The organism is Pseudomonas sp. SORGH_AS_0211 (assembly GCF_031453455.1).
Lineage (GTDB): Bacteria > Pseudomonadota > Gammaproteobacteria > Pseudomonadales > Pseudomonadaceae > Chryseomonas > Chryseomonas aestiva.
In genome coordinates this window covers 794590-809738 of record NZ_JAVIZV010000001.1, presented here as the reverse complement: position 1 = coordinate 809738, position 15149 = coordinate 794590, and the positions used below count along the sequence as shown (strand labels likewise).

Below are 15149 nucleotides of genomic sequence, written 5' to 3'. Positions count from 1 at the left end.
CTACCTCAGTGTGCAGATTCTGCGGACTCGCAGGTCAGGTGTCGAGGCGCGGGATCAGCGTCTCGACAGCCACTCCCGAGCCAGCTGCCGAGCGGTATTGTCGGCCGCGAAGACCGCAGCGAGATCAGTGGCCGCACCGGGCTCGACACCCTTGAGGACCGACTCGATCAGCAAGGGGATCTCGGTGAAGCCCAGCCGCCCTTCGAGAAAGGCTTCGACGGCGACCTCGTTGGCCGCGTTGAGTGTCGCCGGCATGCAACCACCCGCCTGAGCCGCCTCTCGCGCCAGGCGCAGACAGGGAAAGCGCTCTTCATCGGGCCGCTCGAAGTCGAGGCGGCCGATCTCGAACAGATCCAGCGCCGAAACACCGGAGTCGATCCGTTCGGGCCAGGCCAGGGCATGGGCGATCGGGGTGCGCATGTCGGGATTGCCCAGCTGGGCCAGCACCGAACCATCCACGTAGTCCACCAGCGAATGGATCACGCTCTGGGGATGGATGACCACCTCGACCTGCTCCGGCGTCGCCTCGAACAGCCAGCAGGCCTCGATCAGCTCCAGCCCCTTGTTCATCAGGGTGGCCGAATCCACCGAAATCTTGCGCCCCATCGACCACTTGGGATGGGCGCAGGCCTGGTCCGGCGTCACGCCGATCAGCTCTTCGGCCAGTGTCTCACGGAACGGGCCGCCCGAAGCCGTGAGCAGGATTCGGCGCACACCCTTGCGAGCCAACCCCGGCGTCGCCGGATCGGCCAGGCACTGGAAAATCGCATTGTGCTCGCTGTCGATGGGCAACAGGGTCGCGCCACTGGCCTGCACCGCCTCGATGAAGAGCGCGCCGCTCATGACCAGGGCTTCCTTGTTGGCCAGCAGGACGCGCTTGCCGGCCTTGACCGCGGCCAGCGTCGGCTTCAGACCTGCCGCGCCGACGATCGCCGCCATGACCGTATCGACCTCCGGGTGAGCGGCGATGGCCTCCAGGCCAGCCTCCCCCACCAGGATCTCGGGACACCGTTCGACGCCTTGCAGCAGACCGGCCAACTGCTCGACGGAGGCCTGGTCCGGGACGGCTGCATAGACCGGCTGGAAACGCCGGCAAAGGTCAGCCAGCTCCTGCAGCCGACGATGTCCGCTGAGGGCGAAGATACGATAGCGATCAGGATGCCGGGCCACGACATCCAGGGTGCTGGCACCGATGGAGCCAGTCGCACCCAGCACGCAAAGCTGCTGGAGGCTCACTGAACACCCCAGCCAGCCCACCAGAGCAGCAGAGCGAACAGCGGAACGGCAGCGGTGAGGCTGTCGATGCGATCCAGCACGCCCCCGTGGCCCGGCAGCAGCTGACTGCTGTCCTTGAGTCCGGCCTGGCGCTTGAACATGCTCTCGGCGAGATCGCCGACCACGGAGATCAGCACCACGCAGGCGGCGCCGATGAGCGCCTGCAAGAGATCACCCAGACCCCAGCCACGGACCAGGCCGAGCACCAGGGTCGCCACCAGCGCGGCGGCCAGGCCGCCGTAGAGGCCTTCCCAGCTCTTGCCCGGACTCACGGCCGGCGCCAGCTTGCGCTTGCCGAAGGCCCGCCCGGAGAAATAGGCGAAGATGTCGGCCAGCCACACCAGCATCATCACTTCGAGAATCAGCAGATTGCCACCCGGTGCCGCCTTGAGCAGCATCAGCCCCTGCCAGGCCGGAACCAGCACCACCAGACCGATCAGCAGACGCCGCCAGGAAGCCTGCCAGGCCCGGGCGCTGTCGGGATAGGTAAGCACCAGCACGGTCGCATAGAGCCACCAGGCCAGGCTGATGAACAGCAGACCATGGGCACCGCCGGGCAACCACCAGCAGAGCAGCAGCGCCAGCGCGACCACGGCGGCATAGGCGCAACGCAGCGGCTGGGTTTCCAGACCCGCCAAGCGCGCCCACTCCCAGGCACCCAGGACCACGACCGCACCGATGAACAGGGCGAAGGTCGCCCCTTCCAGCCAGAAAAATCCGGCCAGGGCGATGGGCAGGAGCACCATCGCCGTGATAACTCGCTGCTTCAGCATTAGGCGCGTAGCTCCGCTTCCACCTGTTCGCAGGTCCGACCGAACCGCCGCTGGCGGGTGGCGAAGTCGGCCAGCGCGGCATGCATGGCCTCGTGCTTGAAGTCCGGCCAGAACAGGTCGGAGAAATACAGCTCGGCATAGGCGATCTGCCAGAGCAGGAAGTTGCTCACCCGCCGCTCGCCGCCGGTGCGGATGCACAGATCGGGCAGTGGCAGGTCGGCCGTCGCCAGACGGCCTTGCAACAGCTCGGGGGTAATCTCACCCGGCTGCAGCGTGCCTTGCTGGACCTGCAGCGCCAGCTGCTGGGCGGCCTGGGTGATGTCCCACTGCCCCCCGTAGTTCGCGGCGATCTGCAGCACGAACCGGGTGTGATGGGCAGTGAGTGCCTCGACTTCCGCCATGGCCGCCTGCAGTTCCGGATGGAACAGCGAGCGATCACCGATGATGCGCAGCCGGATGCCGTTCTGGTGCAGCTTCTTGGCCTCCCGCCGCAGGGCGGACAGGAAAAGCTCCATCAGGGCACCGACCTCGTCGGCCGGACGCCGCCAGTTCTCGCTGGAGAAGGCGAACAGGGTCAGCACCTCGACGCCCGCATCGCCGCACACCTCGATGACCGCGCGCACGGCGTCCACTCCGGCCTTGTGACCGGCGACGCCCGGCAGCAACCGACGGCGCGCCCAGCGATTGTTCCCATCCATGATGATCGCCACGTGACGCGGCACCACCTTGCCTGGCTTGCTCATGCCCATGTTACATCCCAACCGTTGTCAAACAGCCATCAAGTCGGCTTCCTTGGCCTCCAGAGCCTTGTCCACCTCGGCGACGAATTTATCAGTCAGCTTCTGGACTTCATCCTGAGCGCGACGATCCTCGTCTTCACTGATTTCCTTTTCCTTGAGCAGGTCCTTGAGCTGAGCCAGGGCATCGCGGCGGATGTTGCGCACGGAAACGCGCGCCTGCTCGGCCTCGGAACGCGCCTGCTTGGTGAAGCCCTTGCGGGTCTCCTCGGTCAGCGCCGGCATCGGCACGCGAATGGTGGTGCCGGCAGTGGCGGGATTGAGGCCCAGGTCGGAGGTCATGATGGCCTTCTCGACCGCCTGGATCATGCCCTTGTCGAACACGCTCAGGGCCAGGGTCCGCGAATCCTCGACGGTGACATTGGCCACCTGGCGCAGCGGGGTGTCGCTGCCGTAGTAGGACACCATGACGCTATCCAGGATGCTCGGATGAGCGCGTCCAGTACGGATCTTGGCAAAGGCGTGGCCCAGGGCTTCCAGGGTCTTGGTCATGCGCACCTGCGCATCCTTCTTGATCTCGTTGATCATGCTGCTCCCTCCTCGATCAGGGTGCCCTCACCTCCGCCCACCACGATATTGAGCAGGGCGCCGGGCTTGTTCATGTTGAAAACCCGCAAGGGCATGTTGTGATCACGGCAGAGACAGATGGCCGTGAGATCCATGACACCCAGCTTGCGGTCGAGCACCTCGTCGTAGGTCAGACGCTCGAATTTTTCGGCGTTGGGATCCTTGAAGGGATCTGCCGTGTATACACCATCCACCTTGGTGGCCTTGAGCACCAGATCGGCTTCGACCTCGATGGCGCGCAGGCAGGCGGCGGAATCGGTGGTAAAGAACGGATTGCCGGTACCGGCGGAGAAGATGACGACTTCGCCGTCCTTCAACTGACGCAGGGCCTTGCGGCGGTCGTACTGGTCGGTCACGCCGACCATGGAGATGGCGGACATCACCGTGGCGGGAATGTTGGAACGCTCGAGAGCGTCGCGCATGGCCAGGGCATTCATCACGGTAGCCAGCATGCCCATGTGGTCGCCGGTCACCCGGTCCATACCCACGGCGGACAGCGCCGCACCGCGGAACAGGTTGCCACCACCGATCACCAGACCGACCTGGACACCAATGCCCACCAGTTGGCCGATCTCCAACGACATGCGATCCAGCACCTTCGGATCGATCCCGAAGTCTTCACTTCCCATCAGGGCTTCGCCACTGAGCTTCAGCAGAATACGCTTGTAACGGGGTTGGCGACCACTCATCTGCTGTGCCATTCACTCTCTCCTGTGGCGATGAACATGTGCGGGGGATTTTGATCCTGCGATAGGAAAGCGCAACCGCAGTTGCGTTCACTCCAATCGGCAAAAAACTCCTTGGAAGACCAGAAATCAGACCTGCCTTCCAATTTGACAAAGAGGCCGCGCGCTCGAAGCGGGCGGCCTCCTGGTCAACGGCGGATGCCGGTCTTACTGCTTGCTGGCAGCCAGCTGGGCAGCGACTTCGGCAGCGAAGTCGACTTCAGCCTTCTCGATGCCTTCGCCTACTTCGTAACGCACGAAGGAAACGATTTCGGCGCCGGCCTTCTTGGCCAGTTCACCGACCTTGACTTCCGGATCCTTGATGAAGGGCTGCTCAACCAGGCTGGCTTCGGCCAGGAACTTGTTGATACGACCCTTGACCATGTTCTCCACGATGTTTTCCGGCTTGCCGGCGATCTTGTCGGCATTCAGCGCCAGGAAAATTTCCTTTTCCTTGGCGACGGCTTCTTCGGAAACCTGGGAGGGATTCAGGAACTGAGGATTGCTCGCCGCGACGTGCATGGCGATTTCCTTGGCCAGTTCGGCGGTGCCACCCTGCAGGGTAACGACCACACCGATGCGGTGACCGTGGAGGTAGGCGCCAACGACATCGCCTTCGACACGGGTCAGGCGACGGATGTTGACGTTCTCGCCGCACTTGGCGACCAGAGCCTCACGGGCACTTTCCTGAGCGGCGATCAGCGGAGCGGCATCGCTCATCTTTTCGGCGAAGGCCTTGTCCAGGCTGGCGGCGACAAAGCCCTTGAAGTCGTCCTGCAGAGCCAGGAAATCGGTCTGGGAATTGACTTCGATGATGACGGCAGCCTTGTGGTCGTCAGCGACCTTGACCGCGATGGAACCTTCGGCAGCCACGTTACCGGCTTTCTTGGCAGCCTTGATGGCGCCAGCGGCACGCATGTCGTCGATGGCTTTCTCGATGTCGCCACCGGCAGCGGTCAGGGCCTTCTTGCAATCCATCATGCCTTGGCCGGTGCGCTCGCGCAGTTCTTTGACCAGGGCTGCAGTGATTTCTGCCATGTTTGAAATCCTCTTGAATCGGTTTCGAGGTCACTCCGCACGCAGGCGGAGCCAATGAAACGCCAGTAGGCAAAAAGGGGGCTAGGCCCCCTTCTCGCACGTCGAACCGCTCGACCCTAGGGTCGAAATGCTCAGCCCTCGACGGCTTCGGCAGCGGGTTCTTCGACGAATTGCTCGTTGGCACCGCCGTTGCTGCCACCACGGATCACGGCATCGGCAACGCTGCTCAGGTACAGAGTAACGGCGCGGAAGGCGTCATCGTTGCCGGGGATGATGTAGTCAACACCTTCCGGGCTGCTGTTGGTATCGACGACGCCGATGACCGGGATGCCCAGCTTGTTGGCTTCGGTGATGGCGATGCGCTCGTGGTCAACGTCGATCACGAACAGGGCATCCGGCAGACCGCCCATGTCCTTGATACCACCCAGGCTGCGCTCGAGCTTCTCGAGGTCGCGGGTACGCATCAGGGCTTCTTTCTTGGTCAGCTTGTCGAAAGTACCGTCCTGGGACTGGATTTCCAGATCACGCAGACGCTTGATCGAGGCACGGATGGTCTTGTAGTTGGTCAGCATGCCGCCCAACCAGCGATGATCGACGAAGGGCTGACCGCAACGCGCGGCTTCTTCGCGAACGATCTTGCCGGCAGCGCGCTTGGTGCCGACGAACAGGATCTTGTTCTTGCCGGACGCCAGGCGCTCAACGAAGGTCAGGGCCTCGTTGAACATCGGCAGGGTCTTTTCGAGGTTGATGATGTGGATCTTGTTACGCGCGCCGAAGATGTACTTGCCCATCTTCGGGTTCCAGTAACGGGTTTGGTGGCCGAAATGCACGCCGGCTTTCAGCATGTCACGCATGGAGACTTGAGACATTTAGATGTTCCTCGTAGTCGGGTTGGGCCTCCACGCATCCCAATGACCAACTTCCCATCGGGAAGCACCCAGGTCATCGTGTCGATGCGTGTGTGGGGTTAGGAGCGCTGAAGGGCATAGCCCCGAAAAAGCGCGCGACTTTATATCACGCCTTGTCGGATACCACCAGCGGCGATTGCCGCATGCCGGAGGTCCGGGGTACCGCCGGCAGCCACAGTGCGGGCGCCGGCTCTGATAGAATAGCGGATCGAAAGCTAACACCCGGCGTGATACCTAGAGATTTCCGATGACCGTCATCCTCAAGACCCCTGAAGACATCGCCAAGATGCGCATCGCCGGCCAGCTGGCCGCCGAAGTGCTCGAAATGCTGGACGAACACGTGCGTCCCGGCATCACCACCGAAGAACTGGATCGGCTGGCCCACGACTACATCGTCAACGTGCAGCAGGCCATCCCCGCCCCGCTGAACTACAAGGGTTACCCCAAATCCATCTGCACCTCGCTGAACCACGTGGTCTGCCACGGCATTCCCAATGACAAGCCGCTCAAGAGCGGCGACATCATGAACGTTGACATCACCGTCATCAAAGACGGCTACCACGGCGACACCAGCAAGATGTACCTGGTGGGCGACGTGCCCGAGTGGGCCGACCGGCTCTGCCAGGTCACCCAGGAATGCCTCTACAAGGGCATCGACCTGGTGCGCCCCGGGGCGCGGCTGGGCGATATCGGCGAGGTCATCCAGAAGCATGCCGAGAAGAACGGCTTCTCGGTGGTTCGCGAATACTGCGGCCACGGCATCGGCAAGGGCTTCCACGAGGAGCCGCAGGTGGTGCACTACGGCCGGGCCGGCACGGGCCTCGAACTGCAGGCCGGGATGATCTTCACCATCGAACCGATGATCAACCAAGGCCGCTACGAGACCCGCCTGCTGGGCGACGGCTGGACCGCCATCACCAAGGACCGCAAGTTGTCCGCGCAGTGGGAACACACGGTGCTGGTCACCGAAGAGGGTTACGAGATCCTGACCCTGCGCAAGGACGAAACCTTTCCCCGCGTTTCTGCGTGAGTGAGCGCCCATGCCCCAGGTCGATTCGGAGTTGTTCGACGCCGGTCAGTTCCAGGCTGAGCTTTCGCTGAAAGCCAGTCCTCTCGCGGCCTTCAAGAAATTCATCCGGGCCGCGAACGCCACTCTCGATGCCCGCTTCATGGCGGGCCGCAGCGTACGCCGGCTGGTCGAGGATCGCGCCTGGTTCATCGACCAGATGCTGATCGCCGCCTGGAATCGCTTCAGTTGGCCGGGGGATGGCATCGCCCTGCTCGCGGTGGGCGGCTATGGCCGCGGTGAACTGCATCCGCACTCGGACATCGACCTGCTGATCCTGCTGGCCGAGGAGGAACAGGAACGCTTCCGCGAATCCATCGAGGGCTTCCTGACCCTGCTGTGGGACGTGGGCCTGGCCGTGGGGCAGAGCGTCAGATCCCTGCGCGAATGCACCACCGAGGCCCTGGCCGACCTGACGGTGATCACCAACCTGATGGAAAGCCGTACCCTCGCCGGCCCCGAGCACCTGCGCCAGGCAATGCTGGCGGCCACGAGTGTCGAGCACCTCTGGCCAGGACGCGCCTTCTATCTGGCCAAGCGCGCCGAGCAGAGTGCGCGGCATGCCAAGTACAACGACACCGAATACAACCTCGAACCCAACGTGAAGGGTTCGCCTGGCGGCCTGCGCGACATCCAGACGCTGCTGTGGATCGCCCGGCGGCAGTTCGGCACCCTCAATCTGCAGGCCCTGGTAGGCCAGGGCTTCCTGACCGAAAGCGAATGCAGCCTGCTGATCTCGGCGCAGGAATACCTGTGGAAGGTCCGCTATGCCCTGCACATGCTGGCCGGGCGCGCCGAGGATCGGCTGCTGTTCGACCACCAGCGGCGCATCGCCAGCCTGCTCGGCTACGAGGACAACGACGCCAAGCTGGCGGTAGAACGCTTCATGCAGAAGTACTACCGGGTGGTGATGGACGTGTCCCAGCTCAGCGATGTGGTCATGCAGCACTTCGAGGAAGTGAATCTGCGCGACGAGCAGGTGCCGGTGGCGGTGACTCCGCTCAACAACAGATTCCAGATCCGCAACGGTTATCTGGAGGTGGTGCACCCCCAGGTATTCCTGCGCACCCCCTTCGCGCTGATGGAGCTGTTCGTGCTGCTGGCGCAGAATCCCGCGATCAAGGGACCCAGTGCCGGCACCATCCGCCTGCTGCGCGACAGCCGTCACCTCATCGACGACGCCTTTCGCCAGGACATCCGCAATACCAGCCTCTTCATCGAACTGCTCAAGAGCGAATCCGGCATCCATCGCAACCTGCGACGGATGAATCGCTACGGGCTGCTGGGGCTCTACCTGCCCGAATTCGGCCAGATCGTCGGCCAGATGCAGCATGACCTCTTCCACATCTATACGGTGGACGCCCATACACTCAATCTCATCAAGCATCTGCGCAAGATGAGCTATGACGTACTCGCCGAGAAGTATCCGCTGGCGACGCGGGTGATCCACAAGCTGCCCAAGCCGGAGCTGATCTACGTCGCCGGCCTCTACCACGACATCGCCAAGGGCCGGGGTGGCGATCACTCGGAACTGGGTGCGGCAGACGTCGAAGCCTTCGGTCGCCGTCACCAGCTGCCGGAGTGGGACACCCGCCTGGTCAGCTGGCTGGTGCGCAATCACCTGGTGATGTCCACCACCGCCCAGCGCAAGGATCTTTCCGACCCCCAGGTGATCCACGATTTCGCCCTGACGGTCGGCGACCACACCCACCTGGACTATCTGTACGTCCTCACCGTGGCCGACATCACCGCGACCAATCCGTCGCTGTGGAATTCCTGGCGCGCGACCCTGCTGCGCCAGCTCTACACCGAGACCAAGCGCGCCCTGCGTCGCGGCCTGGAGAATCCGGTCAATCGCGAAGAACAGATCCGCAGCACCCAGCAATCGGCGCTGGACACCCTGATGCGGCGCGGCATCGATGCCGATGACGCCGAGCAGCTCTGGTCGCAGCTGGGCGACACCTATTTCCTGCGGCATACCGCGCTGGACGTCGCCTGGCACACCGAGGCCATCCTCGGCCATGGCGATACCGCCGAGCCGCTGGTGCTGATCCGCGAGACCACCCAGCGCGATTCCGAAGGCGGCACCCAGATCTTCATCTATGCCGCGGACCAGCACGATTTCTTCGCGGTGACCGTGGCGGTGATGGACCAGCTCAACCTGAACATTCAGGACGCGCGCATCATCACCTCCAGCAGCCAGTTCACCCTGGACACCTACATCGTGCTGGATACCGATGGCGGCTCGATCGGCAACAATCCCGCGCGCATCGCCCAGATCCGCGGCGGCCTGATCGAGGCGCTCAAGCATCCCGAGGAATACCCGAGCATCATCAACCGGCGCGTGACCCGCCAGCTCAAGCATTTCGCCTTCTCGCCCCAGGTGAACATCTACACCGACACCACGCGCTCGGCGAGCCTGATCGAACTGACGGCCCCGGATCGGCCCGGACTGCTGGCGCGGGTGGGGCGGATCTTCCTCGACTTCGACCTGTCCGTGCTCAACGCCAAGATCGCCACCCTCGGCGAACGCGTGGAAGACGTCTTCTATGTCACCGACGCCGAGGGTCGTCCGCTGGCGGATCCCGGCCTCTGCAGCGCCCTGCAGCAGGCCCTGATCAAACAGCTGCGCGAGCCTGACAGCCAGGCGCCACTCAGCCGCATCAGCATCTAGTCTCGAACGAAGGACCACCCGACGATGAACCCCACCCTCGACCTGCTGCAGCCCTATCCGTTCGAGAAGCTGCGCGCCCTCCTCGCTGGCGTGACCCCGCCGGCGTCGCTCAAGCCGATTCCATTGTCGATCGGCGAGCCCAAGCACCCGTCACCCGCCTTCGTCGCCGAGGCCCTGACCGCCAACCTGGATCAGCTGGCGGTCTACCCGACCACCCTTGGCATCGCCGAGTTGCGCGAGGCCATCGCCAGCTGGGCCGGCCAGCGCTTCGGCGTACCCGCGGGCTGGCTGGACCCGGCGCGTCACGTGCTGCCGGTGACCGGTACCCGGGAGGCGCTGTTCTCCTTTACCCAGGCGGTGGTGGATCGCAGCCAGGCGGGCCTGGTGCTGAGTCCCAACCCCTTCTATCAGATCTACGAAGGCGCGGCCCTGCTCGCCGGCGCCGAGCCCCACTACCTGCCGTGCCTGGCGGACAAGGGCTTCAATCCCGATTTCGACAGCGTGCCGGACGAGGTCTGGCAGCGCTGCCAGCTGCTGTTCCTGTGCTCGCCCGGCAATCCCACCGGTGCCCTGCTGCCGGTGGCGACGCTGAAAAAGCTCATCGCCCTGGCCGATCGATACGACTTCGTGATCGCCGCCGACGAGTGCTACAGCGAACTCTATTTCGACGAAGCCAGCCCGCCACCCGGCCTGCTCACCGCCTGCGCCGAACTGGGCCGCAGCGACTTCGCCCGCTGCGTGGTCTTCCACAGCCTGTCCAAGCGCTCCAACCTGCCGGGCATGAGATCGGGCTTCGTCGCGGGCGATGCCGCCATTCTCAAGCGCTTCCTGCTCTATCGCACCTACCACGGCTGCGCCATGCCGGTGCAGGTGCAGAAGGCCAGTGCCGTGGCCTGGCGCGACGAGGCCCATGTGCGCGAGAACCGCGAGCTCTATCGGCAGAAGTTCGCCGCCGTGCTGGATATCCTGCAGGGCAGCCTGGAGGTGTCGCTGCCGGATGGCGGCTTCTATCTCTGGGCCAGGACACCGGGCGATGACGAAGCCTTCGCCCGCGACCTGTTCGCCCGCGAACACGTGACCGTGGTGCCAGGCTCCTACCTGTCGCGCGAAGTGGCGGGCGTCAATCCGGGCGCCGGTCGGATCCGCATGGCGCTGGTCGCGCCCCTGGCCGAATGCGTGGAAGCGGCGGAGCGCATCCGCCGCTTCTGCCAGGGCTAGCGATTGCCCTGATCGCGCATCAGCGCGGTCTCCTGGATGTCCAGCTCGCGGAGGAACTCGCTGACCACCAGGTCATCAATCACCCCGGCGATTCGCAGCCGGTAGAGTTCGCGGCGCTGGGCGCGGATGGCGAGCAGGCGCAGCTCGCCATCCAGGGTATCCCGCAGGCGCGCGAGGGAACGGGCATCCTCGCTGTCGTCGGCGGAACTCAGCTCGTCACGGAATTCGGCGATGATGCCGGCCTTGATCTCGGCCTGCAGCGCCGCCCGCGCCGGCTCGTCGGCATCGTTCGATGCCACGTCTTCCAGCGCTGCGATGGCAGCCCGGGCGGCGTTGATCCGCACCTCGCAACGCTCCCGCTGTAACAGGTCGTTGGACTGCTCCGGCAAGCGCGCCAGCAGCAGCGGAATACCGATGCTCGCCACCACCAGTGACAGCAGGATCACGCCCGCGGCGATGAACACCAGGATGTCGCGCAGGGGAAAGGGCGTGCCATCCGGGAGCATAAGCGGCAGCGACAGCACACCGGCCAGGGTCACGGCGCCGCGCACCCCGCTGAGCGAGGCGATGGCGGCGATCAGGCGTGGATCGCCCGCAAGGGTGATGGGGCCGCTGCCAGGCTGGCTCAGGTGCCAATAGCCTAGGATGACCCCGAAGCGAATGGCCATGATCACCCCGTAGGCACCCAGCACATAGAGCGTCAGCCAGCCCGCGGCCGGCCAGAGCGCCTGGGAGGCCGGCAGCGCGGCCGCCAGGATGTCGGGCAGCTGCAGACCCAGGATCAGGAACACCAGGCCGTTGAAGGCGAACTCCACCAGCCCCCAGACGCTGTGATTGAGCAGGCGGGTAGCGGTCTGGCGGGGCAGCATGTCGACCCGGCTCTGCATCATCCCGGCGGCCACGGCGGACAGGATGCCGGAAACGCCCAGTCGCTCCGCCAGCACATAGGCGGCGAAAGGCAGCAGGAGCATGAAGACGACATGGGGCGCGGCGTCGCTCCAGCCGCGTTTCACCACCATCCAGGCGCGCGCCCGGCCGACCAGCCAGCTCAGCACCCCGCCGACCAGCACGCCGCCCACCGCGACGATGACGAATTCCAGACTGGCCTGGCTCAGCGAAAAGACGCCGGTGAGGGCCGCCGCCACGGCGAACTTGAAGGTCACCAGACCCGAGGCGTCGTTGAGCAGGGCCCTCGCCCTGGATCACGTGCAGCAGGGCGCTGGGCAGCCGGCCGCGGACGATGCTGGAGACCGCCACGGCATCGGTGGGCGACAGTACCGCCGCCAGGGCGAAGGCCACCGCCCAGGGCAGGTGCAACATCCAGTGCAGGAACCAGCCGGCGCCCAGCACCGTGAGGAATACCAGGCCGAAGGCCAGGACGAAGATCGGTCGGCGCAGACGCCAGAACTCCCGCTTGGGCATGCGCCAGCCATCGGAGAACAGCAGTGCCGGGATGAACAGCAGCAGGAAGAGTTCGGGGTCCAGGGCGACATGCAACCCCAGGGTGGGCCAGGCGAGCAAGGCGCCGACCACCACCTGGATCAGGGGCAGCGGGATGGGAATGAGATGGGCGCTGAGACGGGTGGCACCCACCATCAGCAAGAGAATCAGAGCGGTATAGAGAATCTGCACGGTGGTCTCGTGGTCAGGGCACCGGTCGCGGTACCAGATACAGGAGATGCATCCCGCGGGACTGGGGACACGTCGACCTCGAGTTGTTGGGACTGATGTCCCCGGATTTGGTTTTACCCAAACTTTACCCGCGTCGATCTAGGCGACTCGCCGCCCTTGCGGTCTGATAGACATACCCGGTTTCATTTCCCCGGGTTGCAGGAGAATGATCATGCTACGTCGCATCACTCAAGTCGTGGTGCTTGCCGGTTGCCTCGCCATCGCCGGTCAGGCGTCCGCCCACGGTCGTGGCCCCGGTCCGGCCTTTCTCGGGGCCGTAGTGGGCGCCGTGGTTGGCGGAGCCATCGTCTCCCATTCCTACGCCCGCGAGCCGGTCTATGTCGAAGGGCCACCACCGCCGCCCCCGCCGCGCGTGGTCTATTACGAACCGGCACCGGTATACGAATATCGTGTGGTGGAACCGCGCCCCGTGTACTACGGCCCGCCGCCCGGCGCCTACTACTACGGCCCGCCCCCGCGCTGGTAGAGGCTCATGAAAAAACCCGCCGAGAGGCGGGTTTTTTCATGGCTGAACGCCCTAGATCACCTGCCGCCGACGCAGGACGTCGAGGATCTGCTGGACGCCCTCCTCCACCGACAGCTGCTCGGTGTCGATTACCAGATCCGCGTCTTCCGGGGCATCGTAGGCGAAGGAAAGACCCGGGATGTTGTCACCACCGGCCGCATAGAGTCCCTGGGGATCGCGCTCGGCACAAGCCTTGGGCGAGGCCTTGACATGCACGGTCAGCAGACGCTCGGCGCCGATCAGCGCCTGGGCCTGGGCCCGACCCTCGGCATCGGGTGCAACGAAGGCAGCCAGGGCGATCAGGCCGGCCTCGTTGAACTGACGGGCCACCTGGGCGGCGCGCAGCCAGTTCTCGCGACGACCGGCGCGATCCTGCGGCAGCCCCTTGTTCAGGTCGTGGCGCAGATTCTGGCCGTCCAGCACGAAGACCGCACGACCGGCATCGAACAGCCGACGCTCCAGCGCATAGGCCAGGGTGGTCTTGCCGGCACCGGAAAGACCGGTAAAGAGCACCGTGGTGGGCTGCTGACCGAAACGCGCCGCCCGCTCGCTGGTGGCGACGTGCAACTGATGCGCGCCCTGGCCGTGACCGCTAGCGCCCACCGGCTCGGCGATGATCATGCCGGCACCCACGGTGCCATTGGTCAGGCGATCGATGACGATGAAGGCACCGGTGGTGCGGTTGACGCCATAGCCGTCGAGGGCGATGGCGGCATCCAGGGCCACCTTGACCCGGCCGATCTCGTTGAGCCTGAGTTCGCTGGCAGCGCCGTGCTCCAGGGTGTTGACGTCCACCGTGTGCACGATGCTCGGCAGCGAACCCGGCACATAGCTGGTGGCGCGCTTGATGTCGTACTTCTTGCCCGGGCGCAGGGGCTCCTCGGCCATCCACACCAGCATGGCCTCGAAGCTGTCGGTCACCTGGGGACGATTGTCGGCATGCACCAGGACATCGCCGCGGGAGATGTCGATCTCGTCTTCCATGGTCAGGGTCACCGCCTGGCCAGGGCCCGCCTGCTCCAGCTCACCCTCGTAGGTGACGATGGACTTGACCCGGCTGCCCTTGCCCGACGGCAGGACCACGACGGCATCGCCCTTGGTGACCACGCCCGAGGCCAGGGTCCCGGCGAAGCCACGGAAATTGAGGTTGGGACGATTGACGTACTGCACCGGGAAGCGCAGGTCGTCGAGGTTGCGATCCGCAGCGATCTCGACGGTTTCGAGGATCTCCATCAGGGACTTGCCGCCGTACCAGGGCGTCTGCTCGCTGCGATTGACCACGTTGTCGCCCTTGAGCGCCGACATGGGCACGAAATGGATGTCCCTGGCGTTCAGGTCGATACGCTGGGCGAAGGCCAGGTAGTCGTCCTTGATGCGCTCGAACACCGCCTCGTCGAAGCCTAGCAGGTCCATCTTGTTGATGGCGACCACGATGTGCTTGATGCCCAGCAGCGAAGCGATGTAGCTGTGCCGACGGGTCTGGGTCTGGATGCCGTAGCGGGCGTCGACCAGGATGATCGCCAGGTCGCAGGTGGAGGCCCCGGTGGCCATGTTGCGGGTGTACTGCTCATGGCCGGGGGTATCGGCGATGATGAATTTGCGCTTGGCGGTGGAGAAGTAGCGATAGGCCACATCGATGGTGATGCCCTGCTCGCGCTCGGCCTGCAGGCCGTCCACCAGCAGTGCCAGATCGACCTCTTCGCCGGTGGTGCCCACCTTCTTGGAATCACGGGTGATGGCTTCCAGGTGATCCTCGTAGATCATCTTGGAGTCGTGCAGCAGGCGCCCGATCAGGGTGCTCTTGCCGTCATCGACATTGCCGCAGGTGAGAAAGCGCAGCAGCTCCTTGCGTTCGTGCTGCGCGAGGTAGGCCAGGATGTCCTGGCCGATCAGATCGGATTGGTGCGACAT

The 15149-nt window shown here is 64.6% G+C and carries 12 protein-coding genes and 1 pseudogene; 4 read left to right on the top strand and 9 right to left on the bottom strand.

The genetic code is table 11. The features are described from left to right. Window positions 1–54 precede the first annotated feature (54 nt). The 7 genes from ispC to rpsB all read right to left on the bottom strand — a co-directional run bounded on the left by ispC (window position 55) and on the right by rpsB (window position 6044). A complete protein-coding gene (ispC, locus tag QE393_RS03665; RefSeq protein WP_310042157.1) occupies window positions 55–1236 on the bottom strand; it encodes a 1-deoxy-D-xylulose-5-phosphate reductoisomerase in 1182 nt (393 codons plus the stop codon). Beyond that, window positions 1233–2048, bottom strand: a complete 816-nt coding sequence (locus QE393_RS03660) for a phosphatidate cytidylyltransferase (protein ID WP_310042156.1) — start codon at window positions 2046–2048, stop codon at window positions 1233–1235. The genes ispC and QE393_RS03660 overlap by 4 nt, the downstream gene beginning before the upstream one ends. Continuing rightward, complete coding sequence (gene uppS, locus QE393_RS03655; RefSeq protein WP_183631063.1) at window positions 2048–2797, bottom strand: polyprenyl diphosphate synthase; 750 nt, start codon at window positions 2795–2797, stop codon at window positions 2048–2050. The genes QE393_RS03660 and uppS overlap by 1 nt, the downstream gene beginning before the upstream one ends. An 18-nt stretch (window positions 2798–2815) precedes the next feature. After that, window positions 2816–3373, bottom strand: coding sequence for a ribosome recycling factor (frr, locus tag QE393_RS03650; RefSeq protein WP_310042154.1), 558 nt, complete (start codon window positions 3371–3373; stop codon window positions 2816–2818). Next, complete coding sequence (gene pyrH, locus QE393_RS03645) at window positions 3370–4113, bottom strand: UMP kinase (RefSeq protein WP_017639054.1); 744 nt, start codon at window positions 4111–4113, stop codon at window positions 3370–3372. Before pyrH ends, frr begins: the two co-directional genes overlap by 4 nt. A 192-nt stretch (window positions 4114–4305) precedes the next feature. Next, a complete protein-coding gene (gene tsf, locus QE393_RS03640; protein WP_187978696.1) occupies window positions 4306–5175 on the bottom strand; it encodes a translation elongation factor Ts in 870 nt (289 codons plus the stop codon). 131 nt (window positions 5176–5306) lie between these two features. Continuing rightward, a complete protein-coding gene (rpsB, locus tag QE393_RS03635) occupies window positions 5307–6044 on the bottom strand; it encodes a 30S ribosomal protein S2 (RefSeq protein WP_310042153.1) in 738 nt (245 codons plus the stop codon). 286 nt (window positions 6045–6330) lie between these two features. Here rpsB and map point away from each other — a divergent pair, with 286 nt between their 5' ends. Genes map through dapC form a run of 3 tightly spaced genes read left to right on the top strand, consistent with a single transcriptional unit; the run spans window position 6331 to window position 11041 of the window. Then, a complete protein-coding gene (gene map / locus QE393_RS03630) occupies window positions 6331–7113 on the top strand; it encodes a type I methionyl aminopeptidase (RefSeq protein ID WP_133859822.1) in 783 nt (260 codons plus the stop codon). Between the two features lie 10 nt (window positions 7114–7123). Further along, window positions 7124–9823, top strand: a complete 2700-nt coding sequence (locus QE393_RS03625) for a [protein-PII] uridylyltransferase (protein WP_310042152.1) — start codon at window positions 7124–7126, stop codon at window positions 9821–9823. A gap of 24 nt (window positions 9824–9847) precedes the next feature. Next, window positions 9848–11041, top strand: a complete 1194-nt coding sequence (dapC, locus tag QE393_RS03620; RefSeq protein ID WP_310042151.1) for a succinyldiaminopimelate transaminase — start codon at window positions 9848–9850, stop codon at window positions 11039–11041. On the opposite strand, the pseudogene QE393_RS03615 reads toward dapC, so the two are convergent. Beyond that, window positions 11038–12673, bottom strand: a pseudogene (locus tag QE393_RS03615) (Na+/H+ antiporter). The gene dapC and the pseudogene QE393_RS03615 sit on opposite strands and share 4 nt — an antisense overlap. Window positions 12674–12884: 211 nt before the next feature. Here QE393_RS03615 and QE393_RS03610 point away from each other — a divergent pair. Next, complete coding sequence (locus QE393_RS03610; RefSeq protein ID WP_007159499.1) at window positions 12885–13199, top strand: hypothetical protein; 315 nt, start codon at window positions 12885–12887, stop codon at window positions 13197–13199. Window positions 13200–13250: 51 nt separating this feature from the next. On the opposite strand, the gene cysN is transcribed toward QE393_RS03610, so the two are convergent. Further along, window positions 13251–15149, bottom strand: a complete 1899-nt coding sequence (gene cysN / locus QE393_RS03605) for a sulfate adenylyltransferase subunit CysN (RefSeq protein ID WP_310042149.1) — start codon at window positions 15147–15149, stop codon at window positions 13251–13253.

What these genes read in the sequence shown, in the direction of transcription:
- QE393_RS03660 (WP_310042156.1), bottom strand. Translation starts at nt 2,048, where the DNA reads ATGCTGAAGCAGCGAGTTATCACGGCGATGGTGCTCCTGCCCATCGCC.
- QE393_RS03610 (WP_007159499.1), top strand. Translation starts at nt 12,885, where the DNA reads ATGCTACGTCGCATCACTCAAGTCGTGGTGCTTGCCGGTTGCCTCGCC.
- pyrH (WP_017639054.1), bottom strand. Translation starts at nt 4,113, where the DNA reads ATGGCACAGCAGATGAGTGGTCGCCAACCCCGTTACAAGCGTATTCTG.
- uppS (WP_183631063.1), bottom strand. Translation starts at nt 2,797, where the DNA reads ATGGGCATGAGCAAGCCAGGCAAGGTGGTGCCGCGTCACGTGGCGATC.
- tsf (WP_187978696.1), bottom strand. Translation starts at nt 5,175, where the DNA reads ATGGCAGAAATCACTGCAGCCCTGGTCAAAGAACTGCGCGAGCGCACC.
- dapC (WP_310042151.1), top strand. Translation starts at nt 9,848, where the DNA reads ATGAACCCCACCCTCGACCTGCTGCAGCCCTATCCGTTCGAGAAGCTG.
- rpsB (WP_310042153.1), bottom strand. Translation starts at nt 6,044, where the DNA reads ATGTCTCAAGTCTCCATGCGTGACATGCTGAAAGCCGGCGTGCATTTC.
- frr (WP_310042154.1), bottom strand. Translation starts at nt 3,373, where the DNA reads ATGATCAACGAGATCAAGAAGGATGCGCAGGTGCGCATGACCAAGACC.
- cysN (WP_310042149.1), bottom strand. Translation starts at nt 15,149, where the DNA reads ATGTCGCACCAATCCGATCTGATCGGCCAGGACATCCTGGCCTACCTC.
- map (WP_133859822.1), top strand. Translation starts at nt 6,331, where the DNA reads ATGACCGTCATCCTCAAGACCCCTGAAGACATCGCCAAGATGCGCATC.
- QE393_RS03625 (WP_310042152.1), top strand. Translation starts at nt 7,124, where the DNA reads ATGCCCCAGGTCGATTCGGAGTTGTTCGACGCCGGTCAGTTCCAGGCT.